The 26,358-nt window shown below is 63.9% G+C and carries 21 protein-coding genes; 9 read left to right on the top strand and 12 right to left on the bottom strand.

Annotated elements, in window-relative coordinates:
• Nucleotides 1-70 precede the first annotated feature (70 nt).
• From QE394_RS08755 to QE394_RS08765, 3 genes are read left to right on the top strand one after another with little or no spacing between them, the layout of a single operon-like run.
• Nucleotides 71-1,420 (top strand): MFS transporter, encoded by a 1,350-nt coding sequence (locus tag QE394_RS08755; protein WP_268160069.1) that lies wholly within the window; start codon nt 71-73, stop codon nt 1,418-1,420.
• 19 nt (nt 1,421-1,439) lie between these two features.
• Nucleotides 1,440-3,128, top strand: a complete 1,689-nt coding sequence (locus QE394_RS08760) for a carboxyltransferase domain-containing protein (protein ID WP_349034298.1) — start codon at nt 1,440-1,442, stop codon at nt 3,126-3,128.
• Complete coding sequence (locus QE394_RS08765; protein ID WP_349034299.1) at nt 3,128-4,903, top strand: biotin carboxylase N-terminal domain-containing protein; 1,776 nt, start codon at nt 3,128-3,130, stop codon at nt 4,901-4,903. Before QE394_RS08760 ends, QE394_RS08765 begins: the two co-directional genes overlap by 1 nt.
• A gap of 23 nt (nt 4,904-4,926) precedes the next feature.
• Here QE394_RS08765 and QE394_RS08770 read toward each other — a convergent pair whose 3' ends face one another.
• Entirely contained in the window at nt 4,927-5,913 is a 987-nt protein-coding gene (locus QE394_RS08770) for an aldo/keto reductase (RefSeq protein WP_349034300.1), read from the bottom strand.
• A gap of 109 nt (nt 5,914-6,022) precedes the next feature.
• The gene (locus tag QE394_RS08775) at nt 6,023-6,544 is read right to left on the bottom strand and encodes a hypothetical protein (RefSeq protein ID WP_349034301.1); all 522 of its coding nucleotides are present in this window, start codon (nt 6,542-6,544) and stop codon (nt 6,023-6,025) included.
• A gap of 360 nt (nt 6,545-6,904) precedes the next feature.
• On the opposite strand from QE394_RS08775, the gene QE394_RS08780 reads away from it, so the two are divergent.
• The 4 genes from QE394_RS08780 (at nt 6,905) to QE394_RS08795 (ending at nt 12,280) form a co-directional block, all read left to right on the top strand.
• A complete protein-coding gene (locus QE394_RS08780) occupies nt 6,905-7,933 on the top strand; it encodes a hypothetical protein (protein ID WP_349034302.1) in 1,029 nt (342 codons plus the stop codon).
• A 92-nt stretch (nt 7,934-8,025) separates the two neighbouring features.
• The gene (locus QE394_RS08785) at nt 8,026-9,438 is read left to right on the top strand and encodes a DUF320 domain-containing protein (protein WP_349034303.1); all 1,413 of its coding nucleotides are present in this window, start codon (nt 8,026-8,028) and stop codon (nt 9,436-9,438) included.
• A gap of 291 nt (nt 9,439-9,729) precedes the next feature.
• Nucleotides 9,730-11,457, top strand: coding sequence for a multicopper oxidase domain-containing protein (locus tag QE394_RS08790; protein ID WP_056077206.1), 1,728 nt, complete (start codon nt 9,730-9,732; stop codon nt 11,455-11,457).
• 1 nt (nt 11,458) lies between these two features.
• Nucleotides 11,459-12,280, top strand: a complete 822-nt coding sequence (locus QE394_RS08795; protein ID WP_156368335.1) for a hypothetical protein — start codon at nt 11,459-11,461, stop codon at nt 12,278-12,280.
• Between the two features lie 7 nt (nt 12,281-12,287).
• On the opposite strand, the gene QE394_RS08800 is transcribed toward QE394_RS08795, so the two are convergent.
• Both QE394_RS08800 and QE394_RS08805 read right to left on the bottom strand, forming a co-directional pair.
• Nucleotides 12,288-13,214, bottom strand: a complete 927-nt coding sequence (locus tag QE394_RS08800) for an aldose 1-epimerase family protein (RefSeq protein ID WP_349034304.1) — start codon at nt 13,212-13,214, stop codon at nt 12,288-12,290.
• Nucleotides 13,211-14,833 carry an FGGY-family carbohydrate kinase gene (locus tag QE394_RS08805; protein ID WP_349034305.1) on the bottom strand — a complete coding sequence of 541 codons (1,623 nt, stop codon included), beginning with the start codon at nt 14,831-14,833 and terminating at the stop codon, nt 13,211-13,213. Before QE394_RS08805 ends, QE394_RS08800 begins: the two co-directional genes overlap by 4 nt.
• 704 nt (nt 14,834-15,537) lie before the next feature.
• Here QE394_RS08805 and QE394_RS08810 point away from each other — a divergent pair.
• Complete coding sequence (locus QE394_RS08810) at nt 15,538-16,110, top strand: hypothetical protein (protein ID WP_056077219.1); 573 nt, start codon at nt 15,538-15,540, stop codon at nt 16,108-16,110.
• Nucleotides 16,111-16,453: 343 nt separating this feature from the next.
• Here the strand turns inward: QE394_RS08810 and QE394_RS08815 are convergent, their stop codons facing one another.
• The 4 genes from QE394_RS08815 to QE394_RS08830 all read right to left on the bottom strand — a co-directional run bounded on the left by QE394_RS08815 (nt 16,454) and on the right by QE394_RS08830 (nt 21,327).
• A complete protein-coding gene (locus tag QE394_RS08815) occupies nt 16,454-17,248 on the bottom strand; it encodes a carbohydrate ABC transporter permease (RefSeq protein WP_220126180.1) in 795 nt (264 codons plus the stop codon).
• A 53-nt stretch (nt 17,249-17,301) separates the two neighbouring features.
• On the bottom strand, nt 17,302-18,222 hold the full coding sequence (locus QE394_RS08820) for a sugar ABC transporter permease (protein ID WP_349034306.1): 921 nt from the start codon (nt 18,220-18,222) through the stop codon (nt 17,302-17,304).
• Between the two features lie 156 nt (nt 18,223-18,378).
• Nucleotides 18,379-19,491, bottom strand: a complete 1,113-nt coding sequence (locus QE394_RS08825) for an extracellular solute-binding protein (protein ID WP_349034307.1) — start codon at nt 19,489-19,491, stop codon at nt 18,379-18,381.
• A 555-nt stretch (nt 19,492-20,046) separates the two neighbouring features.
• Nucleotides 20,047-21,327, bottom strand: a complete 1,281-nt coding sequence (locus QE394_RS08830; RefSeq protein WP_349034308.1) for an ROK family protein — start codon at nt 21,325-21,327, stop codon at nt 20,047-20,049.
• 117 nt (nt 21,328-21,444) lie between these two features.
• Here QE394_RS08830 and QE394_RS08835 point away from each other — a divergent pair, with 117 nt between their 5' ends.
• Nucleotides 21,445-22,482: an SIS domain-containing protein gene (locus QE394_RS08835; RefSeq protein ID WP_349034309.1), complete on the top strand. Its 1,038-nt coding sequence runs from the start codon at nt 21,445-21,447 to the stop codon at nt 22,480-22,482.
• Between the two features lie 143 nt (nt 22,483-22,625).
• On the opposite strand, the gene QE394_RS08840 is transcribed toward QE394_RS08835, so the two are convergent.
• The 4 genes from QE394_RS08840 to QE394_RS08855 all read right to left on the bottom strand — a co-directional run bounded on the left by QE394_RS08840 (nt 22,626) and on the right by QE394_RS08855 (nt 26,356).
• Nucleotides 22,626-22,778: a hypothetical protein gene (locus tag QE394_RS08840; protein ID WP_349034310.1), complete on the bottom strand. Its 153-nt coding sequence runs from the start codon at nt 22,776-22,778 to the stop codon at nt 22,626-22,628.
• 1,075 nt (nt 22,779-23,853) lie between these two features.
• The gene (locus QE394_RS08845; RefSeq protein WP_349034311.1) at nt 23,854-24,570 is read right to left on the bottom strand and encodes a hypothetical protein; all 717 of its coding nucleotides are present in this window, start codon (nt 24,568-24,570) and stop codon (nt 23,854-23,856) included.
• Between the two features lie 210 nt (nt 24,571-24,780).
• On the bottom strand, nt 24,781-25,176 hold the full coding sequence (locus tag QE394_RS08850; RefSeq protein WP_349034312.1) for a hypothetical protein: 396 nt from the start codon (nt 25,174-25,176) through the stop codon (nt 24,781-24,783).
• A 472-nt stretch (nt 25,177-25,648) separates the two neighbouring features.
• Nucleotides 25,649-26,356, bottom strand: coding sequence for a hypothetical protein (locus QE394_RS08855; protein ID WP_349034313.1), 708 nt, complete (start codon nt 26,354-26,356; stop codon nt 25,649-25,651).
• Nucleotides 26,357-26,358 lie beyond the last annotated feature (2 nt).

A 26,358-nucleotide genomic window follows, 5' to 3' on the forward strand; every position in this document is an offset into this window, starting at 1 on the left:
GTCCGCCCGGCTACCGCCCCCGTATCCATGGCCAGCAGGCCCCGCATCGCCCTCACCCCCGGAGGAACCCATGACCAGCACCAACAAGGCAGCAAAGACGGCGGCAAGGAAGCCCCCGGCCGGCGCACTGAAGGCCTATGTCGCCAGCCTCACCGGCACCTCGCTCGAGTACTACGATTTCGCCATCTACTCGGTGGCCTCGGCCCTCGTCTTCCCCAAGATCTTCTTCCCCTCGGATGACGAATTCGTGGGGCTGCTCCTGTCCTTCTCGGCCTTCGCGGTGGGCTACCTGGCCCGCCCCATCGGCGGCGTGGTGTTCGGCCGGCTCGGCGACAAGGTGGGCCGCAAGTACGTCCTCGTCTTCACCCTGGTGCTGATCGGCGCCGCCACCGTCCTCATCGGCGCCCTGCCCGACTACTCGGTTATCGGCGTCGCCGCCCCCATCATCCTGGTGCTGCTGCGCCTGGCCCAGGGCATCGGTGTCGGCGGCGAATGGGGCGGCGCGGTGCTGCTCTCCAGCGAGTTCGGCGATCCCAACAAGCGCGGTTTCTGGTCCTCCGCCGCACAGATCGGCCCGCCCGCCGGCAACCTGATGGCCAACGGCGTCCTCGCCGTCCTGGCCGCCTCGCTCAGCAACGAAGCTTTCCTGTCCTGGGGCTGGCGTGTGGCCTTCCTGGCCTCCGCGCTCCTGGTGGCGTTCGGCCTGCTGATCCGCCTCAAGCTCGAGGAAACCCCGGTCTTCAAAGCTATCCAGGCCCACGGCGACCGCCCCAAGGCACCCATCAAGGAAGTCTTCACCAAGGAGCCCAAGGCCCTCGTTTCGGCAGCCCTGTCCCGCCTGTGCCCTGACGTCCTGTACGCCCTCTTCACCGTGTTTGTGGCCGTCTACGCCACCAAGCAACTCGGCATGACCACCGGCAACGTGCTGGCAGCCATCCTCATCGGCTCCGCGTTCCAGCTCTTCCTCATCCCGGCCGCCGGCGCCCTCACCGATCGGTTCAACCGCCGCTGGGTCTACGGGATCGCCGCCGCAGCAACCGCTATCTACATTCCGCTGTTCTTCCTGATGATCCAGGGCAAGTCCGTGCTGATGCTCACCATCGGCGTGGTGATCGGCCTGGCCCTGCACGCCTTCATGTACGGCCCGCAGGCCGCGTTCATCACCGAGCAGTTCCCGGCCCGCCTCCGCTACGCCGGCAGCTCACTGGCCTACACCCTGGCCGGCGTGATCGGCGGCGCCGTGGCTCCGCTGATCTTCACCGCCCTCTACGGTGCAGCCAACGGCGGCTGGTACCTGATTGCCGGGTACATCGCACTGACCGCCATCGTCACCATCGTGGGCATGCGCCTGGGCCGCGATCCGCAGCCTGAGGAAGATGTCCGACTGCTCAGCAACAGCGCAAAGGAGAGCCACGCCTGAGCGGCGCGGCCCGGCCCCCATGGAAACAGCCAGTAGCCCCGCCACGGCAGCCCGTGTTTTGTCCGTCAGGCCAGTAGGCACGACGGCGGTGCTCGCCGAACTCTCCGGCCTCCACGACGTCCTCGCCCTGCAGGCCCTCCTGCTGGAGGCACCGCTGCCCGGCCAGGTGGACGTCCTGGCCGCTGCCGAAACCGTGATGGTGAAGGCGGACTCGGCCGCGGCGGCGCGCCGGATGGCTCCCCGTTTGCTGGCCATGGACCTGACGGTCCAGTCCCACGCCGAAGGCGCGCTGGTCACCATCGACACCGTGTACGACGGCGAGGACCTCGCCGAGGTGGGAAGGCTCACCGGCCTGGGGGCTGACGGAGTGGTGGCCGCCCATACGGGGCAGGTCTGGACGGTGGCCTTCGGTGGCTTCGCCCCCGGGTTCGGCTACATGGTGGGGGAAAACCAGGCCCTGGAGGTCCCCCGCAGGAGTTCACCCCGCACGGCGGTCCCTGCCGGGTCCGTGGCGCTGGCCGGCAACTATTCGGCCGTCTACCCCCGGCAGTCGCCGGGCGGCTGGCAATTGATCGGCCGAACCGCGGCTCCCATGTGGGACCTCAGCAGGGAGCAGCCGGCATTGGCCGCTCCGGGGGACCGCGTGCAGTTCCGCGCCGTGCGGGAGCTCGTGGAGATCGCCGCTCCTGCGGCGCCGGCCGGAACCTCCGGGCATGCCGGCGTGGAGTCCGGCCTCCGCGTCCTCTCCCCCGGACTCCAGAGCCTGGTCCAGGATCTGGGCCGGCCCGGGCATGCCGGACTCGGGGTGTCCTCAGCCGGTGCGCTGGACCGTGCCTCGGTGCGGCGCGCCAACCGCGTGCTGGGCAACGGCCCCTCCGCCGCTGTGATCGAAAGCGTCGCCGGCGGCCTGCGCGTCCAAGCCGTGGGCGACCAGGTGCTGGCCGTCACCGGGGCGCCGTCGGCACTGACTGTAGTGACGCCGTCGTCCGCTGCCGAAGCCGACGCTGACGACGACGGCCGGCCCGACGAGGTGCGCACCGTGCCCATGGCCACCGCCTTCGCCCTGCTGGACGGCGAAACCCTGACCGTGGGCGCCCCGGAACGGGGCTTCCGCACCTACCTGGCCATCCGCGGCGGCGTGGAAGCGGAGGCCGTGCTGGGCAGCCGGTCCACGGACACCATGTCCGGAATCGGGCCGGCACCGCTGGCCGCCGGACAGCTGCTCGGCGCGGGGGCCACCACAACATCCAACGTGGTGGGCAACCCCGAGCTGCAGCCCGACTACCCGGATGCCGGGGTCACGGTGCTGGACATTGTGCCCGGTCCCCGCGACGACTGGTTTGACGCGGCGGCGCTGGAATCGTTGTGCAGCCAGGACTGGGCCGTAACTCCGCGGTCCAACCGGGTGGGAATGCGCCTGGCCGGCGAACCGCTTGTCCGCAGCCGGGACGGGGAGCTGCCCAGTGAGGGGACCATGGCCGGTGCCCTGCAGATCCCGCCGGAAGGCCAGCCCGTGCTGTTCCTGGCAGACCATCCCATCACGGGCGGCTACCCCGTGATCGGAGTGGTGGCGGACTATCACCTGGATCTCGCCGCGCAGGTTCCGGTGGGCGGTTCCATCCGGTTCCGCTGGGCGCCCGGGCAGCCTGCTTCCGCTGATACCTCCCACAACCGTTCCCACGATTCCCTAGACGAAGTGAGCAACTGATGCGCAAGGTCCTCATCGCCAACCGAGGAGAAATCGCTGTCCGCATCGCCCGGGCCTGCGAGGACGCCGGGCTCGAATCCGTGGCGGTCTACGCGGACGTGGACGCCGATGCCATGCACGTGGGCGCCGCCACCGAGGCCTACAGCCTGGGCGGCAACGCGCCGTCGGAGACCTACCTCAATATCCCCAACCTGCTGCGGGTGGCGGCGGAATCCGGAGCGGACGCCGTGCACCCCGGCTACGGCTTCCTGTCCGAGAACGCCGGTTTCGCGGAAGCCGTCATCGGCGCCGGGCTGACGTGGATCGGCCCCAGCCCGGAGGCCATCCGGCAGCTGGGCAACAAGATCACGGCGCGGGAGATCGCCGTGCGCGCCGGTGCGCCGCTGGTGGCCGGCAGTGACGGGCCGGTGGACTCGGCCTCTGAGGCTCGTGCCTTCGCCGAGGAGCACGGCCTGCCCATCGCCATCAAGGCTGCCTTCGGTGGCGGCGGGCGCGGGCTGAAGGTGGTCCGGGAAATGGGCCAGGTGGAGGAGGCGTTCGACTCCGCAGTCCGCGAGGCCGTGGTGGCTTTCGGCCGCGGCGAATGCTTCGTGGAACGCTACCTGGACCGGCCCCGGCACGTGGAGGCGCAGGTCCTGGCGGACCAGCACGGCAACGTGGTGGTGGTGGGAACCCGGGACTGCTCGCTGCAGCGCCGGCACCAGAAACTCGTCGAAGAGGCCCCCGCCCCGTTCCTCACCGACAGCCAGACCCGCCAGATTTACGACGCCGCCAAGGCAGTCTGCCGCGAGGCCTCCTATGCGGGGGCCGGGACCGTCGAATTCCTGGTGGCCGCCGACGGCACCGTCGCCTTCCTCGAGGTGAACACCCGCCTGCAGGTGGAACACCCCATCACCGAGGAAACCACCGGCATCGACCTGGTCCAGGAGCAGTTCCGGATAGCCGCGGGCGAACCGCTCCGCTGGGACGCCGATCCGTCCCCGCGGGGACATGCTTTCGAGTTTCGACTGAATGCTGAGGACGTGGGGCGCGGCTTCCTGCCGTCACCCGGGACGGTTACAGCCTTCAGCGGTCCCACCGGCCCTGGAATCCGTCTGGACTCCGGCGTCCGTGCAGGGTCCGTTGTGGCGCCACAGTTCGATTCGCTGCTGGCCAAGCTGATTGTCACGGGCGCGGACCGGCAGCAGGCGCTCCGCCGGGCACGCCGCGCCCTGGCCGAAATGCAGATCAGCGGCGTAGCCACAGTCCTCCCGTTCCACCGCGCCGTGGTGGAGGCGCCCGATTTCACGTCCGAAACGAAGCTTGGTATCCACACACGCTGGATCGAAACGGACTTCGCCGGGACCATTCAGGCGGACCCGGACTTCGGCACGTCCGTTTCGGACGGTGAGCGGCGCACCATCACCGTTGACGTGGACGGCCGGCGCCTCGCGATCGGGCTGCCCGCAGCCCTGCTCGACGGCTGGGCGCGTTCCGGCGGCCCGGTTCCCGCGGGCCTCACCCCGGTGAACGGCCCCTTCGGCGCGGAGAACGACGGCGGCACTGGCGCGGCTGCCGCGGCCCCGGGTGAGTTGCGCGCGGACATGGCGGGGACTGTGGTGAAGTGGCTGGTCGAACCGGGCGCCGAGGTGGCGGCCGGGGATCCCGTCGTCGTCCTTGAGGCGATGAAGATGGAAACCCAGGTGACCGCCCACCGCGCGGGCACCCTCGACGACGTGCGGGTGGACGCTGGTGGCGTGGTTAGCGCGGGGACCGTGCTGGCCCTGATTGCCTGACTTTTTGCGGGTGTCCGGACGGGTCAGAGGTTGACCATCTTCATTCCGTTCTCGTCGTAGCGGTCCCCGGCGACGCCGAGCCTGCGGGCCAGGCCATTGAGGTCCGCGACGTCGTCGGCGGAGAGCGCCACGGCGGTGGCGGCCGCGTTTTCGTCGATCCGTTCGCGGCGGCGGGTGCCGGGGATGGGGGCGATGAAGGGGTGCTGCGCCAGCAGCCACGCCAAGGCCACCTGGCCGGCGGTGGCGCCGCGCGCATCGGCGAGCGCGCGGACGTGGTCCACGAGTGCCTGGTTCGCGGCGAGGTTGTCACCCTGGAACCGGGGGATGCGGGAGCGGATTTCGTCCGGGGCGAAGGTGCTGCCGGCCGGCACGGTTCCGGTGAGGAAGCCTTTGCCCAGCGGGCTGAACGGCACGAATCCGATTCCCAGCTCGGCCAGCGTGAGGAGGACCTCGGCTTCGGGGTCGCGGGTCCACAGCGAGTACTCGGACTGGACCGCTGTCACGGGGAACTCCGCGTGCGCGCGGCGGATGGTTCCGGCTCCTGCCTCGGAAAGCCCGAAATGCTTGACCTTGCCCTCGGCAACCAGCTCACCCACGGTGCCGGCCACCTCCTCGATGGGCACGGCAGGGTCAACGCGGTGCTGGTAGAACAGGTCGATGGATTCGACGCCCAGGCGGCGCAGCGATCCTTCGGCGACCCGGCGGATCTGCTCGGGCCGGGAGTCGGTGCCCTGCATCCGACCGTCCACGATGTTCCAGCCGAACTTCGTGGCCACCTGCACCTTGTCGCGGATCGGCGCGATCGCCTCGCCCACGAGTTCCTCGTTGACGTAGGGGCCATAGACCTCGGCGGTGTCGATGAACGTGACGCCCTGGTCCACGGCGTACCGGATCACGTCGATCATGTCCGCGCGGCCGCCGGGGTTGGGGCCGTAGCTCATGGACATCCCCATCGCGCCGAAGCCGATTGCGGATACCTCAAAGCCTTGCCCAAGTGTCCTGGTGTGCATGGTGGTTCCTTTCATTGCAGGTGATGGCTTTACGGCTTCCATGCAACACCGGTTCTTTGCTGGCCGGCAGTGACTGCCGGTCAGGGTACTGCCAGTACCTCCCTGGGGTTCACCGGCGCCGGCGTTTGCCGGGGATCAGGCCGGCCAGCGTTGACAGGCCGAAGAGGGAGCACAGCATCCCCGTAAACCCGGCGAACCCGTCGCCTGCCGACCCCGTCAGAAGAAGGACGCCGAGGGTGAGCCCGGCTGCTCCCCCGCCAAGGCGCCATGCACGGCGTGCCTTGACGTTCGGCTCATACCTCGACACCCCGTACTTCCGGGGCGTTCCCCTGAGATTCGCTTGCGGATCCGGGTTGGTGGTTGCTGGCCCCTCAACCACACGGCCTGCCTCGTCCACCCATTGGCCCGTTCCAATCTCGGGGCAATGGGCGTGCACGCTCTCATCCACTGTGGCGAAGTCTGCCGGATGGCCCCGGTACATCATCGTGGAAAGGTCCACGCCGAAATCCACGTGCCCATCCGCCCAGAAGGCGTCGTAGCGGACCAGGCGCCTGGGGTGGTGCAGCCACCTTGAGGGCCGCAGGAAGGCCGTCGCCCGGACGGCCACCGGGTGTTCTGTGGGTTGGGGCATGGATCGATGGTTGCACAACCGAACCTCACTGTTCGCCATCCCCGCCGTTGCGCGTCATAGCCCCGGCAGGCCGCCGTCGTAAGTGTAGAGATTGCGGGCGCGCTACGCGCTCCCAGCCAATCTCAAGGTTTCCCCTGCAGTCTTGATTCCGGAACTTCGGCCAACCGCTATTTGGCCGGAGTTTCGCCAATTTCCGGCCCTGCCGGGCGCTTGCTCCTCCGGCCACCGTGCCGCTTCGACAACCGCCGCTTTGCAAAGTTGCCTATCGTTTAGTTTCTCCAATCGCTGGACAGGTTTTCGGTGTGGTGGTTAGGGTTGGAACCATTGCTTTGCAGTGATCTCTGGGGGGAGGCGATCTAAGTGCAGTCACAGCACCACATCTGGGCGCTTCTCCGCCCCGTCCTCCTCGCCGCAGCCGCAGCCACTTCCTGGATCGTTTTCTCCGCTCTTGGGGCATCTGCCGATCCCGGCTCTTCCCATAGCTCCCCGGCAGGCAAGTCCCTCGTAAGCACTGTCGGTTCCTCGCTTAATGCAGTCACCAGCCATGCCACCGGCCAGGCCAAAGATGTTCTGGCCCCTGTGAAGGCAGCAGTCAACGGCGGGCTGGCCGAATCCCCTTCTTCCTCCGTTGCTTCGCTTGTACCTGCACCGTCCCTGGCTCCTGTGGTCCACGAGGTGGCGGGTCTTGCCGATGAAGTGGTCCAGAACGTCCCGGTGGTAAAAGAGGTTGTGCCCGCCGGCACCGTTTCGGCAGTCACGAATCCTGTTGTTCGCACGGTTGACGGTGCCGCGGATTCAGCTGTTGGCACCGTCACCAACGTGGCAGCCACTGTCCTTGAACCACTTGACCCGGTTTGGGCCCCTGTCACCGGGACCGTGCAGGTGCCTGTGACAACCCCGGAGCTTCCGACGCTCCCAGCCGTTCCGCCTGCTGCCCAGCCGGATGCTGCGGCACCCGCTACTTCGTCATTGCAGCCCTCGGCGCTCCCGGCTGGCGACCACGTCTCCCGGGATGCCGGGCCCGCCCAGGACGCGGCCGGGCCGGTACCGGCAACGGCGGGTACACCCGTTGAAGAGTCCGGCTTCCTGGGCGCACCCCGTTACAGCCTTGTCCGTGGCCTGCCCGTGCAGCTGTCCACGCCGTCGGCGGCCTGCCCGGACAGTCCGGCTGGCCCCGCGCCGTTTGAAGCACCGGCTGAACCGCTGCCAGGAGCTCCGGCGACCACCACCGGCGGGGCGAGCGCGTCCAGCGGCAACGGACCGGTCCAGCCAGCCTGGGTTGACGCACACCACTTCTTCCTCCCTGCCCCCGGATCGGCCAGGATTCAGGGCATTCTGCTCCATGCCCCTGCGCCGGTGTCCTTTGACCCCGGATCGTCACCTGATTAGTTGCGGCCATCCCCGCGTCGTTTGACACGGACACGAGCCAACGTTTTAGGGCTAAGCAGTATGCCCCAACCAACTTTCAGGAGAGAACTCCCATGACACACCGCAACATCCGCAGATGCCTTCTGGGCACCGCATTCGCAGGTGGCCTCTTGGCCTTTGGCGGCGTCGCCGCCAACGCTTCCGACACTACGTCCGGCACCGACGGGCTGCTGTCCGGCACCCAGGTGGTGGCGCCCATCAACATCCCCATCAACCTTGGTGCCACCTCCGTGGGTCTCCTGGGCGATTCGACCGCCAGCACGCAAAGCGCCGGTACCGGCGCGCCCGCAGCGGCGCCTGCACAGGCACCCGGCGCTGCAACGGGCGGTGCCGACGGCGTTGCCTCCGGAACCCAGGTCATCGCGCCGATCACCGTCCCGGTGAACGTCGGCGCCACGTCCCTCGGGCTGGTGGGCGATTCAGCAGCAACTACCCAGACGGTGGGCGCGCCCGCACCGGCACCCGCGGTGGCGCCGGCTGCTTCGACGGACGGCAGCAACGGCATCGCGTCCGGAACCCAGATCGTCGCGCCGGTGACCGTCCCGATCACTGTCGGCGCCACTTCCGCGGGCGTCATCGGTGACTCGGCAGCGGGCATCCAAAACCCGGCTGCCGCGGCACCCAGCCAGGCTCCGGCGTCGTCCGCCACCTCCGAGGTGAGCACAAGCGGCGATGACAGCGTCGCATCCGGGACCCAGATCGTCGCCCCGGTCACGGCTCCGATCAACCTCGGTGCCACCTCCGCAGGTGTCCTGGGCGGCTCGGCAGCGGCAGTAGAGGGCCCGGGAGCCACGGGCAGCGCTCCAGCGGGCGGGCAGGCTCCGGCAACCACCAGCGGTGCGGAAGGTGTTCTTTCCGGAACGCAGGTTATTGCCCCGGTCACCGCACCCATCGGCCTGGGGGCCACGTCCTTGGGCCTGGTTGGGGATTCGGCAGCGGCAGCTGAAGGCTCCGGTCCCGCGGGCACCACCACGGCGCCTGCAGCGCCGATCACCACTGCCGGTGCTGACGGCATCCTCTCCGGAACCCAGATTGTCACGCCGATCACCCTGCCCATCTCCCTGGGCGCCACCTCCGTTGGCGTGATCGGTGACTCCACTGCCTCGGTGGTTGCCCCGCCGGCCGTGACTCCCCCGGTTGTCACCCCGCCGGTTGTCACCCCACCCGTCGTTACACCGCCGGTAGTCACGCCGCCGGTAGTGACTCCTCCCGTTGTTACACCGCCAGTGGTTACTCCCCCGGCAGTGACCACTCCGGCGGTGAACCCGCCGGCCACTGCAGTACAGCCCGCGGCCGTCAGTGCTGAGACCCGAACCCCAGCAGCCGCACAGGCCGCCATCGGCAGCTCCTCCGCTCCGATGGCGCTGGCACACACAGGCGCGAACACCGGCCTGCTGGTGACCGGATTGCTGTTTTTGGCCTTCGGCGGGCTGGTGATGCTCGGCCTGCGCCGGAAGCGGGCCTGACCCTCAGCCGGTCAGCTGCAGCACCAGGAGTGGAACACCGGCTCCTGGTGCTGCAGCGGCGTGCCACCGACGTGGCTGTCTTACCGTCCGTGGGCGTTCGCAGCCTGACCGGCATGCATTTCCAGCCATGGGCCATGCGAAACGCTTTTCCGGCAGCGGAAACGGCGTCCCATGATGTTCCTTTTGGAAGCTTGGGATGCCTCCAAGTTTTTCCCAGCGTGGAGACCACATTGTTGTCCCGGGGCAACAAAAAGCAGCTTTCGGTCTTACCACGATGAGGTGGAGGAACCCATGGAATCAACACGCAGGAATGTTCTGAAGTTCGGCGTTCTGGGCGGCGTTGTGGCCGCGACGGGCCTGCAGGCGACGGGGCTAGCAGGGGCCCAGGCGAGGGGCGGGTCGGATGACGTGGCCTCGTCTTCGAGTTCCACGCCGAGCCGCCTGGCGTCGAACAGCATGCCCGTCCCGTTCCGCGCGGTATTCAAGCGGCCGCCGGAGCTCGTGCCGTACTCAACCGGCTATGACCCGGACGGGCAGCCGTTCGCGAAGTACTCGCTGTCCCAGCGTCTGGGGCAGGCGCAGATCGCTCCCGGGTTGTCGACCACGCTCGCCGGTTACAACGGGATCTTCCCCGGACCCACTATTCGGGTGGAACAGGGCACCCGCAGCGAGTTGCGGATCAGCAACAGGATGCCGGCCAAGGGTATCTTGTATCCGGACACCCCAAATACAGTGACGCACCTGCACGGCTCGGCCTCGCTCCCCCAGTACGACGGCTACGCAAACGACCGTACCGCCCCCGGAAACGTGAAGAACTATCAGTACCCGAACTGGCAGGCGGCCCGGACGCTTTGGTACCACGATCACAACCACATGCTGACAGCCCAGGGTGTGTACTCGGGCCTCGCTGCCACCTACACCATCAGCAACCAGCATGAGCGCGAGCAGTTGCCGCAGGGCGAGTTCGACGTGCCGATCCTCGTCTCAGACGTGATGCTCAACGCTGATGGTTCCCTGGGCTACAACGACAACGGCCATTCCGGGTTGTGGGGAGACATCATCATGGTCAACGGCGTGCCGTGGCCAACCATGAAGGTCAAGCCGCGGATCTACCGGTTCCGGTTCCTGGTGGGCTCCATTACCAGGTCCTACCGCTTCGCACTGTCCACGGGGGACCCGTTCTACGTTGTGGGCACCGATGCCGGGATGACGCCCAGCGTCCAGGCAGTGTCTTCCTGGCGTCAAGGCACCGCCGAACGCTACGAGGTCCTGGTCGACTTCCGTAAGTACAAGCCCGGCCAGAGCGTGGAGCTGCGGAACCTCAGCAACAAGAACAACATCGACTTTGCCAACACCGGCAAGGTGATGAAGTTTGAGGTAGTGGCCGATTCCCCCTCCCTGCTGCCTGGGTCCGGATCGATCACTGCCATTCCAAAAACCCTCGATCCCGGCGAACACCCCACCAAGGCCAGCGGTGGCCTGGACACCATGTCCCTCACCCCGGACATGGCGGTCGCTAAAAGGACTCTGCGGGTCCAGCGCAAAAGCGGCGAATGGACCATCAACGGGGAGACATGGGATGACGTGGAGAAATCCAACTTCACGCGGGTCTTCGCCAACCCGCAGCGCAACCAGGTGGAGCAATGGACCATCGTCAATGAATCCGGCGGCTGGTTCCACCCGGTGCACATCCACCTGATCGACGGAAAAATCATCGGCCGCAACACCAACGGCGGCAAACCCTTTGCCTGGGAAAACGGCCCCAAGGACGTCTTCTACGCCGGAGAGAACGAATCCGTCACGGTACTGATGCAGTTCGATACCGGCAAGCACGAGGGCGGACGCTACATGGTCCATTGCCACAACCTCGTTCACGAAGACCACGACATGATGGTCCAGTTCGCCGTTGGGGATCTCAAGAACAACGATCCCATCAATGCCGACAAGCCCGTCGTCGAGAACGTCCCCGAAGGAAGTTTCTCTTCAACCTACAAGCCCGCCTACCCGGCCGGCACCTGAGATGAGAGCGAGAGTCCTGCTCGCGCCGGCGGTCCTGCTCTCCTTGGCGTTGGCCGGATGTACCGGCGCGGACGTCGGCCCGGGCAGTCCCCCGGCCCAGGATGCAGTGGCGGCGCCACCGGATGCCAACACCGCCGGTACCGTGGGCGCGTCAGCGGAAGAAGGCCTGGACGTCGGCAACAGCAGGCCAGTGGTCAGTTATGACGGGCTCATGGTCCGGCGCCGGGTGGTCATCGCCGTCAACTCCGAAATAGACGCCGACCTTGCAGGGCTCCGCGCAAAGCTGGAAGCAGCAGCCGCGCCGCGGGGCCTCGCCCTGACCGACATTTCCCCCGACGTACTGGAGCCCGCGGTCCTCGACGAAGTAATGCCCGAACTGATTGTGGCGCTACCGGCCGCGGCAACCCTTGAGGACGGCCGGGCCGTGGCCGGCCAGGCAGCCGGGGAGGACACGGTGAAACTGGGGGCGGAGGGCTTCCACGTCCTCCAGACCCTGGTCCACGATCTGTGCTTCACCATCCCGGCCGACGACCCCGCCGCACTCGCCGCAGCAGTCGAGACGGAAGGAATCCTCTCAGACGCGCTCGGAAGCTACGGAGTAACGGCAGACGACGGCAAGCTCAGCGTCAGCTACACCGGCCCACTCCTCGCCGACAACATCGTCGAAAGCGTCCGCGAAGGACTCGCCCGCCCGGCTCACACGACGGCGTCCGCCGTCACGGTCGAACCGGAATCCATGGACGGGACCGGAGTGGACATGGAAACGGAGCCACCCTGGACAGCGGAAGCACAACGTGGGGCACACACCACCGCCCACGGCTGAGCCGGGATCAGACCGCGAAAATGCCCCACGATGCTGTGCAGGCGGCCCCCGGCTCCAGCCGGATGAGGTCAACACCGCTGTTGAAGGCATCGGGCGGGCATGTCATGGGTTCCACTGCGAGGCCGAGGCGGTTCGGGAACGGTGGCTTTTTGTCCGCAGTGTGAATCTGAAGCCACCGGCACGTGCGGTCCCAGGACATTCCCACGCCGGTGCCGGTTGGGTCGTGGACCAGGACGCGGGCCTGGCCGCCGTCGTCGAATTTTATGTCCGTGAACGCGTGGTCGATCTCCGTCGTGCCAATGGCACGGGAGGTGCGGAAATCATACTCATGGCCCTCCACGCTGCGCACTTCTTTCGGCAGGAGCCGGTCCGGCGTAACCTCCAGGAACGATCCCGCGGGGACCTCCAGCGTCCACTCATTGAGCGGTGACGGGCCCGCCAGCAGGTAGGGGTGCGGGCAGACCCCATACGGCGCCGTCATACTGCCAAGGTTCTCCGCTGAGACCGTGATGTGGAGCCCGTCTTCGCCGAGCCGGTATTCGACGGCGATACGCAGCTCGTGCGGGTATCCCGCCGTCCGCCCCAGCGAGCAGGAGAGTTTTACCGATGCTTCATCGTGCCGCTCCAGCGCCCACTCGAGTGGGAACACCAGTCCGTGCAGGGCACAGCCGCGGTCGGCTTCGTTGACCGGCACCTCGTAGTCCGTACCATCAAACGAGTACCGGCCGTCGACGATCCGGTTGGGCCACGGGGCCGCTATAACGCCGCGGTAATCCGGGATGGGGCCGCCTTCCGGGAACGGGACAATCAAGTCCCGTCCTCCGTGGCGGAGCTCCCGCAGGGCGCCCGCCTGTGCAGTAACTGCGGCGGTGTACTCCCCTGCCCGGATCCTGTACTCGGTCCCAGTCCGGCCAGTTTGTGGATGGTCGGTCATGGGGTGGCTCCGTTGAGCCCGAGGCTGTCGATGGCTGCCCGCTGCACTGCCAGGCCTGCGCTGTAACGGTCGAGGTAGGCGCTGAACCCAGCTGCGTCGTCGGGACGGGGGTCCGTGGTCTCGAATTCTGCGTCGCCGAAGACGGATGTGCGGAGGAAGTGGTCGAGGTCCTCCGATGGGTCGCTGACGAAGGCTGAGAGTACGGCTATCCCCCACGCCCCGCCTTCGGAAGCGGATTCCGCCACCGAAACGGGCGCGTTCAGCGCGCCGGCCAGGAAGCGTTGGGCGATGCCGGCCGTGCGGAACACGCCTCCATGAGCGAACATTCGGTCGATGGTGACATTTTCGCTGGCGAGAACCCGCATCCCGAGAGCAAGTGTGGCGAAGACACCGTAGACCTGCGCACGCATGAAATTCGCTAGTGTGAAGTCGCTGTCAGGGGTGCGGACAACGAGGGGCCGCCCCCAGCTGAGGCCTGCGATGGGTTCGCCCGCAAGGTGGTTGTAAGCAAGAAGCCCGCCGGCATCCGCTTCCCCTTCCAGGGCCTCATGCAGGAGCGTACTGAAGGCGGCGTCCGTGGCTACGGGAACCCCTGCCGCCGCAGCAAAGCGGGTGAAAAGCTGGACCCACGCCGCGAGCTCACTGGCGCCGTTGTTGCAGTGGACCATTGCCACCGGCGCACCCGCAGGTGTAGTGACGAGGTCGAGTTCGTGGTGCAGCCCGGCGAGTGGGCGCTCGAGCACGACCATCGCGAAGATGCTGGTCCCGGCGCTGACATTGCCCGTACGCGGCGCTACCGAGCAGGTGGCAACCATGCCCGTTCCGGCGTCGCCCTCCGGCGGACAGAACACGGCCCCCGCCTGGAGCGCCCCTGTTGGGTCGAGCAGTGCGGCACCCGCTTCAGTCAGCAGCCCGGCATTGGTACCCGCAACCAGGGCTTCAGGTAGCAGCCGCGCCACCTCCAGTCCGGGCGCGGTCCGCGCCACGAGCGTGTCGTAGCGTTTCAGCAGTTCCGCATCATACGTGTTGGTGGCCGAATCGATGGGGAACATGCCCGACGCATCACCGATTCCGAGGACCTTCCGGCCGGTAAGACGCCAATGCACATACCCGGCGAGGGTGGTCAGGAAGTCGATCTGGGAGACGTGCGGTTCCTGGTCAATAACAGCCTGGTGCAGGTGGGCTATGGACCATCGCAGGGGGATGTTTGTCTCGAAAAGGGATGTGAGCTCCTGCGCCGCTGGTCCGGTATTCGTGTTCCGCCAGGTCCGGAACGGGACGAGCAGTTCATCGTCGGCGCCGAAGGCGAGATACCCGTGCATCATCGCAGAGATGCCGATCGATGCCAGGGCCCCGGGCCGCACGCCGTGCCTGCCTTCCGCGTCGTCCAGCAGATCCGCGTAGGCCGCCTGCAGACCGGACCACACCTCCTCGAGGGAGTAGGTCCACAAACCGTTCTCCAAGGCGTTCTCCCAGGTGAAACTACCCACGGCAAGCACCGTCCGGGGATCATCGCCGATCAGGCAGGCCTTGATGCGGGTGGATCCGAGCTCGATCCCCAGGCGGCCACGGCCGGAACGGATGACTTCGGCCGTGGTTTCGGCATCGGGAGTGCTCACTGAAGGCCCTTCGTTTTGTTAGCGCTAACAAGATATGCAGCTACGGTACTCGATCTGGAAAGTAACGTCTAGAGGCAACCAGATAGGGGCGCTGCCACTGCTGGCCAACGCTGGCGTGTGGGCTACGGCTTCAGGATCTCAAATTCGAGGTCCTCAACGGGCTGCGGTGCAGACGAGAAGTCGATCGTCAGGGGTGCTCGGCTCTAGCGAGGTGGCGCAGGTTGGCGCGTAGCAGGCCGATAGTGACGCTGCCCCGGCAACCCGGCCGGGACCGCCATCTGATGATTGCTAGCCCATCCAGGGCCATGCTGCGCGCGCCGGATCCAGCCGGCCATCCTGGCAGAACGACTGGCTTCGATCGACCTGACCACGGTCGAAAGCGATCAGGACATACGTGTCCTGGAGTACCGGCGATGTTGGCCATAAGCCGGGAACGGCCTACCCAATAGGGAAGCGTTATCCGGGTAGGGGAGCGCGGCAAGGTTGGGGGCTCGGTCCCCTATCCAGCCGCTCACTCATAGGTACAAAATGGGCAAACCCGCGGCTCACTTCGGAGGCCTACATGTATTGTCCGCGAACTGCCATTGCTAAACGATCACGTGTCCCCGGATCCTTCCAGCCGGCAATTCCGGGGGCAAATGGTGCTACTGCCGTCGGGTTGCTTATGGATTCCGTCGAAAACTTGTGCGTGCCCCTGGTGCGCCATGCCTGACGACGACGAAGTTTGGGGAAAAGCCCCTTTTCCCGGCAAGGGCCCAGAAGGGGGTCAACCAGGCCCGGCGTGGCAAATCAATCACCACTACGACCAGTTGACCTATGAGATGCTGACCGCCCGTTTCCTCGCGCACGATGAGCTCCTGTGGCAGACGCCTGTCCTGGCACTGACCGCGCAGTCGTTTCTCATGTCCATTTCATTGGATGACGGCATCACGAACATAGCGGGAGCCACAGCGGCGGCAATGGGAGCGATTCTGATACTGATGTCAATGCATCTGCTCGGCAGGCATCGTTTTCTTGAGCTTATCGAGAAGCACAAACTCAAGCAGCTAGAGGAAGCTATGAAGATCGAACCGCTGAGTACACATTCCTGGGCATGGAAATATGCGCGAGCACCAAAGCTCGGCAGCACATTCAAGCCCACCGACTACGGGCTGTCCAGCCCACGGTATCCAAAGATTTTTTCCTGGCCGAGTTACGTCATATGGCAAGCCGGGTTGTCCCTCTTCTTCATTGCTAACATAGCGATATGCGTTTTTAGGGTGAGCCAGATCGGTTAATCAGAAACGGACAGACTGGCTGCGGCGTTGGTGGCAGCCGAGTACGTTTACCGGAAGCCTTTGGTGAACCTCACTCAACGCCAGATTTACATAAGATCAACTATCGGCTCTTTAAAATGCTTGGGGGAGTACTTCTAAGAGCGGCTTTTCCGGGCTGGTTTTAGTCGTCGAAGCGCCGGAATTTTTCGGCGGTTACGCCAAGCTCACTGACATTGGCGGCGTCCCCGTCACGCCAACGGCGCCAGCCTTCGCGAGGATGGCGCCGTTGTACTTTTTGGATTAACTCACGGTCCTGAGGCCATGCTTCTCCGGGCCGCGGGCCTCAGAGGAGGAAGACCGTAACCTAGCCCTTTACGCCGGACATGGCTACGCCCTTGATGACGTGACGTTGGAAGAGGATGTAGACGAGCAGCGGCGGGATCATCGCGATGAGCATGGCGGCGAAACGTACGCGGGGGTCCACGTAGAAGTTCGGGTTGAACATATTGGCAATCGCGACGCTGAGCGCTTGCACTTCTTGGCCCGTGACCAACGAGGGCCACAGGAATGCACCCCAGACGCTGAGGGCAAGCAGTACCGTGGCGGTGATCAGGCCGTTTCGCAGCATGGGGACGACGATGAGGAAGAAGATGCGGAAGTGGCCGGCTCCGTCGACCTGTGCCGCTTCGATGAAGGATCGCGGCAGGTCTTCCATGAACTGCATGAGGATGAAGACCGACAGCGGGGACACCATGAGGGGCAGCGCTACACCGAGGTAGGAGTCGGCCAGCCCCATGTTGAATACCTGCCGGTACAGGGGCACGACGTACAGGACGAGCGGAAGCATCATTGAGCCCATGAGGACGGCGAACAGGAACTTTTTTCCTGGGAACTCAAAGAAGGTGAACTCGTACGCTGCCAGGGAGCTGGTGAGGGCCATTCCGGCGATTGCGATCAGGGTGAAGATCAGGGTATCCCGGAGTGTGGTGCCGAGATCGAGTGCGGTGAAGGCTTCGACGACCTTCGACCAACCGTTAGCGAGGTCATCGGGTACGAGCGCGGTGCTCATGTTCGTTGAGTCTGCGGAGAAGGTTGCGCTGATGATCATCCACAGGGGGTAGAGACTGGCCAGCAGCCAGATGAGTGCAAGTACGGCCATCAGGATGGTGCCTGTACGCGACCTTTTCTTTCCAACGACGCGTGATCGCATCATCACACCTTCTTCCGGCGCAGTTTGAACATTATGAAGGTCACGGCGATGATGATCACCATCAGGATCACGCCTTCGGCGGCTGCCCGGCCAAGGGCGGCTTCGCCGCCTATCCGGACGTTGCGGACCATCTCCATGACGGGGAACAGCATGACCTGGTTGGGACCACCGACGGAATTGGGATCGGAACCGCTGGTGAGAATCTGGGGGATGTCGTACACCTGCAGGGCGCTGATGAGTGAGTAGGTGATGACGAAGAAAATGATGGGCTCCATCATCGGGATGGTGATGCGCATCATTTTCTGGAACACGTTCGCGCCGTCCAAGTCAGCAGCCTCGTAAAGGTCCTCAGAGATTTCCTGCATGCCGGTGCTGAAGATGACGAAGTTGAATCCGACTGAGTGCCAGATGTCGATAAAAATGATCAGGGCGATGGCCCAGCCGGCTGTGTTGACCCAGTTGACGTCCACGCCAATTCCGAGCTTGGCGAGGCTGGAGGCGACAAGTCCGTTGTCCGAGTCCATTAGCCACAGCCAAATGCCCACGCACAGGAACAGGGGAATCGCGGTGGGGACGAAGAAGCCGCTGCGCAGAAATGACTGGAACCGCCGGGGCAGGTTGTGCACGATGAGTGCCAGGCCTAGGGAGACGCCAAGGCCAATGGCGACGGTGACGGGCACGTAGATGGCCAGGTTGAGGAGGGATTTGAGGAATCGGGTAGATCCGAGTCCCTCACCGCTCAAAATGTAGAGGTAGTTTTCAAGTCCCACGAAATGAAGGGTGCTGCGGCTCGAGACGGACCAGTCGGTGAAGCTCATGGCCAGGCCGTAGACCATGGGCGCCCCGACGAAGACGATGAGCAGGATGAAGAACGGGGCGAGGCCGATGTAGATCGGGAGGCTCCGGGCAAGGCGGGTTTTCAAAGGGAGGCGACGAATAGGTGCCGGCGCGTTGCGACTCCTTCGCGATGCCCGATCTGTGATCGGTTTTAGGTCCGTACTCACGGGAGTACCTTTCTTTTCTTGCGGTCGTGGTACCTGTGCCCAGAGACAACTCTCTGAGCACAGGTCCTGGTGTGGTTACTCGCCGGCCTCGGCGTAGAGGCTGTTAATTCCCTTGATGAATTCCTCGGCTGTCTGCTTGGGCGTGAGTGCACCGGCGCCCAGCTGTGCCACCGGGTCGGTCATCGCGGTGGGCCAGAACACGCCTGACTTCATGAAGTCCATCTGCGGCATGCCGCCTTTGAGGCCCTCGGAGGACACTTTGGCCATCGCGGAGGAGCCGATGACGGCCGGATCGTCCATGACGTCCTGCCGGAGCGTGGGGCGACCGGTTTGGAGAGTCCATTCCTTCTGCACGTCGTAAGATCCGAGTTTCTTCATCAGCTCGGAAACCAGTTGGTTGCGTGCTTCGTCCTTGCTCTCGACGCCGTAGAAGAAGTCCCAGCCCTGGAGCCCGCCGGTCCTGCCGCCCTTCTCGTAGGGCGGTGTGAGAACGAAGTCGTACTCGACACCGCTCTGCTTGATGGCCGGTTCAGACCATGGGCCACCGATCATGTACCCGAGCTTGTTGGACTTGAACGCTTCCATGGTGCTGTCGGCCTTGTAGATCATCGACTGGTTGCCGAACTTGTCGATTTCCTTGACGGTCTGGAAGGTGCGCTCCAGCTCTTCGGGCTTGATGGTCGTTTTCCCGTCCTTGACGCCCTCGGTGATCTTGTCGGCGTCGGCGGCCATGATTGCCCCCGGCCCGAAGTAGTCGTCCTTGGTCCAGGAGTGCGTAGGTGTGGCTCCTGATGCCTGCACCTTTGCAAGCTGATCGAGGAATGCCTGCTGGGTGGGGGTTCCCTCAGCGGGGTCGATGCCGGCGTTCTTGAGCACGGTGAGGTTTCGGTAGATGACGGGTGTGTAGCTGATGAACGGGACCGCCCACACGCCGTCGTCCGGGGATACGGTCTCCAATGCCTTCGGGTAGAAACCCTTTGCGTAGTCCTCATCGAAGACCGGCTTGAGATCGAGAAGTCCAACGGCGTCGCGGTACTTCTTACCATCGCGGGCGCTGGCACTGAACGCATCGGGAAGTCCCACCCCGGACATCAGCCCCGAAAGGAGGTCCGCGTCGTTCTTCGGTACCAAGGTAACCGAACCGACGTTGGCGTGTTCCTGCTTGAAGTCATCAACGACTTTGTTCATGACAGCACCAGCTTCACCCTGCGTGAAGTCCGAGTACACCCAAAGAGTGAGATCTTGTTTCTTATTTGGATCGGATGACTCGCTAGAGCTGCATCCTGTGAGAAGTCCAGCTGCGACAGCTAACGCCGCCACCGCGCCGAGTGCTTTCTTCATCAAAGCTCCTTGCTAACTGAACTGCTGTTCCAGTTCATGGCTATTGGATTGACCGGAAGACATCTATGCCGAAAGCGCTCAGAGTGAGGGCCGTCACTGCCTGTCGGTGTTAGTTAACCAGATAACCTTACTAATGCGATTCGGTCAACCCTCGATACAAGGACCGAGAGGTATGAGCCATGCATCGCACTGAGAATGGGGGCGGAATACCCTGCAGCTGACGACGCATCGATCTGAAGGGCTTCCTATTTGCACGTGGTCCCATCCACCTGAAAGCCGTTCACCCCCAAGGGCTGGGCGTAACGATGGACGGGTCAAAAAAACAGCGCCCGCAAAAGCATGCAAGGCTCACTGATGCTCTCCAGCGCCGGCTAATTGCTGGTTGGGTGGCGTCGGTAAGCTCTAAACTGACGTGAGTCCCCGCACATTGCGTGATCGGTCCGCGTCAGGAACGGGGGCCGCAGGGGTCCGGTTGGCAAAAATGACGGTCGTCCGGTCGTCCAGGCGCCGCTTGTACCTCGATCCCAAGAGTCCGGAGAGGGCATGGTCCAGGGTGAGCGCGACTGCGCCTTCGACCGTCGCGTCCTCTCCCAATGAGCCGCCGGTCACCTGCACCTCAGGCTTGACGGTTTGGACCACTGCCCGGACACCTTCCAGGAGGTGCGGATTCTGCCCGACCCCGCCGCCAAGGAGGATCAGCGCTGGATCGAGCACGGCCGCAAGGGAGAGCGCCAATTGCCCGATATCACGCGAATGCTGGTCAAGGGCTTCTACTGCCTTGGGAACACCCGCGCCGGCGAAGTCAAAGAGCTCGGCGACTGTAGTGGGTACGGGACCTTGCCGGATGTCCCACGTCGAGGTCCAGCGTTCAAGGAACTGGTTTGCACCGAGGTAGTCCTCAAGTGCGAAACGATCAGAGCTTTCGGCTTTCGCAGGCCAGCCGGTCGGAAGGGATGAAACTTCTCCCGCTCCCCCGCGCGCCCCGCGAACAACCCGCCGGTCCGCGACAATTCCCGAACCTATTCCAACGCCTACTTGAAGAAAGACGAAGTCATTGACATCCTGCGCGCCCCCCAGCTCCATTTCGGCAAGGGCTGCGCAGTTCACGTTGTTCTCAAGCAGCACCGGGACGCCGTCATCCAGATCGAGGGCGGCAAGGATCTCGGCCAGCGCAGGCCTTCCGATCGTCCGGCTGGACGATTCGTCGTTGAGATATTGAGAAATGACCCTTGGCACAGCGACGCCCACCGCCCGCAAGGGGCCGGCCACGGGAGCCAACTCGTCAATCATCCGGCCGACCAGGCTACTAACCAGCTCCAGGATTTGCTCATTACGGCTACCAGGACCGCTGAGACTCTCACTAACGCTCTTCAGCTCACGGCCATCCAAGGCTCGCGAAAGGACTTTGACACGGGTAGAGCCGATGTCAAGGCCGAGAAGCCATCCCGCGGTTGCGGCGATCGCATACACGGTTGCCGAACGACCAAGCGACCCTTGGCGAGCCCGGACCGGCGCTATCAGGCCAGCATTCTCCAATGCACTCACCGCAAGGCTCACCGTGGGTTTGGAGACGTCCAGAGAAGCACTGATGTCAGGGCGCGTGCACTCCCCTTTGGCATAGACGACCGAAAGCACACTGCGTTCGGTCTCGGTGAGCTCAATCGTGATGGGAGAAACCGCCATCAGACCTCCTAGGTTCCTTTATTAACTTACCTTCCAAATTACTCCCCTAGGGTTGACCGGGAGGCATTAGTAAGGTTATCTGGTTAACTAATGCTCGCACTGAAGAAGGAAGATCGCATGACAACCACCACCCGACCGTGGCTCCAGTTTGACGAGGGCATCGCGGCGCAGTCTGCCGGGCTCACGGAGTCAGTGCAAAAAGTCCGCGAGTGGCTGGCCACAGGCGCAGCCGAACCCGCCAAGGGAAAAAGCCTCCTGTTCGCCGGGATCGGGGCAAGCTACGCAGCCGCAGCTACCCCCGTTTACTTCCTGCGCCAAGCAGGTATTGCCGCCTTCCGCTCATCGTGCGCTGACGTCCCCGGCGAGGGCGCTGCCCTCGCTGACGTATACGTAGGAATTTCGCAGGGTGGCCGCAGCCGGGAAACGATTCAGGCCCTGCTTACCGTGCCGCGGGAACGCCGCGTGGCTGTCGTCAACAACTCGGATTCACCCCTTGCTACTGAGGCAGCGGTTGTCCTGAGTGTGGGTGACCTGCTGGATAGCCGTATGTCCTCCATTGGATTTACGGCAACCGTCGCGGCCCTCGGCCTGCTGGCCGAGTGGATCACAGCCGGAACAACGGACGCCGGATGGGACAACATCGGGCCGCTGACCGAGAAGGTCATGGCTGAAAATGACGAAACTCTCAGGCTCTTTGCCGCCGAAATTGCCGAACGTGGAACCGTCGATGTCGTGGCCGCGGCTCCGAACCTGACATCCGCAGAACAAGGAGCCCTGCTGTTCCGTGAGGGACCGTTCGTTCCCTCGATGGCCATGGACACCAGGTCCTACCTGCACGGTCCTATGGACTGCGCGGGACCCTCCACCGCTCACGTGTTGTTCGGCCGCGAAAGAGAAGGACTGCTCGCTGATCAGCTCTCGGAAAAGAAGGTCCCGATCCTCCTGATCACCGATGAGGACGTAACAGCCTCCGCGACAATCATCCGCATTCCCCAGCTCACCGCCGTGCAACGCTCCGTCCTGGAAGTAGCCCTGATGCAGCGCCTCGTCCAGCACACCGCCGACGCCTTCGGCCGGAACATCGAAGACCGCGCCTTCACGCGATACGACACCAAGGTGGACAGCGTGCGGCAGGTTATCGACGGAACATTGTGACCGCAACAGTTGTAGGAATCGACGTCGGCGGCTCAAAAACCGCGGTTAGGGCCGCCGACGCCGCTTCCGGAACTCTCTCAACCGATATATCGGTCCCCACGCAGTCATGGAGAGGCGAAAGCTTCCCCACAAAAGCGCGCGTTCTACTGGACCTGGTGGACCGTCACGTCGGGAGTGATATCGCTGCCCTCGCTGTTGGCGCCCATGGGTGCGACACCCAGGAACAATGTGATGCCCTCCAAAGGGCCCTCGCCGAGACGGCGTCCTTCCCGGTACGGGTTGTCAACGATGCACATCTGCTTTCCTACGCAGCCGGCTACCCGGAAGCCATCGGCGTTATCTCAGGAACGGGATCCATCGCTGTAGGTACCACTCCTGAGGGGCGAAGGATCTCGGTCGGTGGCTGGGGCTGGTTGGTAGGCGACGATGGCGGCGCGACGGGTCTCGTCCGGGAAGCAGTGCGAGCGGCTCTTATCGCCTCAGACTCCGGCCACCGCGACCACGTCCTGGAATCCAGCCTGACGGCAGCAGCAGGAGTTCGCCGGATCGGAGAAGTGAGCATGCAACTCATGCTCGAGCGACCCGAACAGTGGGCCCTTCTGGCACCAGCGGTATTCGCAGCCACTGCCGCAGGTTCCCCCGTAGCTAAATGGGTAATCAACGCAGCCGCGCGCTCCCTATGCGATCTTGTAGACTCCGTCGTCGAACGAGGCGCAGTCGGCGACACGATCGTCCTCGGAGGTTCCGTGATCGCATCCCAAGCGGACTACGCCTCTACAGTCCGCTCGCTGCTTGCGGTCTCGCAGCCAAACGCAACAACAGTCGTGCTGAACCAACCTCCCGTAGCTGGGGCGCTGGTGCTCGCCACTACGCTTCACGTCGGCGCTGACGACCGAAAAGTCGCTTCAGCGAAACCAATTAGCAGGCAGGCATAACTCAAAAGCCCGTCCTGCCAGACTGGTGCTGGCACGCCCGCCCTTGCAAACAAAGGCAGCTGGGTGGTCACTCGAACGTGGATCAGCGGTGCTGCGGGAACCATCGAGGTAAGTCTTTCTGCCTGCCCCGGCCTAGTGGGCCCTCTCTCGTCAATGCCGATAGAAGGGCCCACTAGCTCCGGCCGTTTAGCGACCAGGATGGTGCAGAGGGGCCCGACTTACGTCTTCGATGGATGCGTAGCCTTACAGAATATCCATTATCGGCGTTTGAAAATAGTTGAGGGAGCGGCCCGGATTGCCTGCCGGCGAGGGTTCATAAAGGTACCGGCGGTGGAGGGAGTAACTCAGGCCAATCTAATATCCCCTGGATATGACGCATCTTTAGCTCACGTTGGGTGGCCGCGGAGCCTGCGGTGAAGTGATCGGTCGGGCGACCTTACCTGTACGCGGTCTCGATCGCTCGGATGGCTAGTTGATCAGACGTTTTCGAGTCGGTTCTGATCAACCAGCGCTCCTCCTTATCCGTTCCATCGGCGAATGGGTTGGAGTCGTCCGTGGGAAACGGGTAGACCACGTGAGCGAAGAAGAAGGTGTCGTCGTCGCAGAAACCCAGGAAGGGGTAATCCCCCGCGGACGGCATGGCAGACTTGCTGCTTGCCGTGCAAATGGTGCCGTCCGTCAATTCCAAGTAAACAGGTCGTCCTTGAACTCCCGGACTCTTCGTCGGCTCTATCCCCCGGAGGTTGAGACCACGAAGAACCTGCCAGCTCAGGTCCTGTTCGAGGCAAGCGAATGTGTCGGCTGCTGTCGGATTGCGGAAGCACAGTGCGTCTGGGAAGTGGACCATGCCCGGTGCATCAAAGATGCACATGTAGGCGTCGGACCTTTCACTGACCCGTGACGGGTCGCACCAGTTCTTTTCTGACGCGGTGAGCGAGACTACCCCGGGCTTGGTGCTCAGTTGTTCGCTGGCCCAGGGGTTAAGGGTGACAATTTGCGTTCCATTTGGTCCCGGCGAAGCTGTTTTTGCCTCATCCTCAGTGTTGGCGCAGGCAGCAAGCACCACCACCGCGGCTAATAGGAATGAAATTCGCGTGCGATGCATTTCGACCTCCAGGAGGAAATGATCCCGCCAGTCTGCATACTGATTCACACTGCCGCCTAGGGTATTTCGCCCCCTTTCTCAAGGTTAGGGAATGCCGTCACGCGCCGAGGACAAATTCATTCGATTGTCGTCTATGGAGTGATGGCGCTAACCTCCAGCTCCATCTGCGTCAAACCGGACATGTGTGCCATGATCCCTCGGGCGGCGGGGCGGCCTCATGTCCTCTGAGCTTTCACCCTGTTGGGATGCGCCCAACTATTAGCGTGTCCACTCCGTGGGAACCTTCGCCATCATGACCGGTTCGCTGTTTGAATTGTGACTGTCGCCGGCATGCGGTGCATGAGGGCTGCAGCAGAGTATGGTCACGTCTCTGGTTCGGGCAGCTTCGAGCCAGAGGGCAGTGTCCGTATCCTTGGGGTCGTATTGCCGCGACCACACCAAGCTGTTGTCGATCAGCAGCTGGATGAGTCCCTCGGTAGAGGCGCGGCACCGGACGCTGCCGTCGGCCGGCGGGGCTTTGAGGACGATGTCTTCAAAATCGGCGGTGCGGGCGGGTTTGAAACCGCGTCGCAGCAGTTCAAGTGTCGACAACGGGAGCTGGTGGATGTTCGCGTTCACCTCGGCTGCGGTGTCGACGGCATTGATTGCCACCACGGCGTAACGCAGCGTACCGAATGAGCCCTTTATCCCGACCGTTAGCCGGCTTCCGCTGCTCCTCGCCCTGAGTGATGCTGTGTACATTCCGGTGCCCCCGCCCCTTGTGAATAAGGGGCACGCTTCGCCCCCGGGAAACGATAGCGCGGACCAGCCTAGGAGAAAACGGAATTACTCAATCAATACGACAATTGCGTGAATCTTGAGTCAATCGCTCGACGGTCAATGGCATTGTTTTTGTCCTGGTCGTCAGCAGGTCGGTGGAACTCGTCGCCGCCCGGACTGCAGAATCACGGAATTTTGCCACAGCTTCGAGAGCCACATCAGACCAAGAAGCGAGTCTGACTCACTAAAGAGCGGAGAAGGTCCGGTCGGTCGCTCGGCTCACACCCCTGGCCTACGCCGCGTCACCGTTATCGCTCCAGGCGTCCGTGCAGCGGGAGGTGTCGGGACCATCAAGGCCCACTCAACGTCACTTCTTATCAACCCACACCTCCACCTCTGCGAGCATCACCAGACGGGTTGGTACATCGACGGCCGCAGTCGTATTCGGATCGTCGACCTGTGATCCCAGGTAACGGTTGACCAGCGTAAGCGATACCTCCTTGTACGACGGCTTGGGGCCGAATCTTTTTGGGTCGGGGATGGCGAGATTCTGACGGTTCTGTAGCTCTTGTTCCGGAAGGGTGCGCAACGAGGTCCTCTGCTTGGCTTCTTCCTTTCCGTCACCATCACCAAGCCTGACCTCCACGGTGCGGACGCGGTCTGCACGCATGTAGGAAACCCAGTCACCGGCGTTGCCATTGACTACGCACACTAGAGCGATCCGCTGAGGACTTGTGAACTTCACAGTCATCCAGTCTGTGGACGACTCTGCCGCAGCTGCTGCGGCTTCATCATCATCTCGGGGAGACTCCGTCACCGGCACCCACCCCGAGCCAGGACGACCGTCGAAGGCATGCATTCTGTCACGGCTTTTTAGATCGGATTCAGACGAGACTTCGACGGTCGCGTCACCCTTGGCTACCAGGGCTGCAATGTCCAATATCTCCAGATCCCGAGGATCCCCACACGTCGGCGCGACGTACTGCCACCGGCTCAACGCCTCCTGGAACCAGGGAGTGAACGGTGTGATCATGACAGCGACCAGCGCTGCCAAAATTACTCCCAGAAGCTTCACCA

The sequence above is a fragment of the Pseudarthrobacter sp. SORGH_AS 212 genome (assembly GCF_030818145.1).
Lineage (GTDB): Bacteria > Actinomycetota > Actinomycetes > Actinomycetales > Micrococcaceae > Arthrobacter.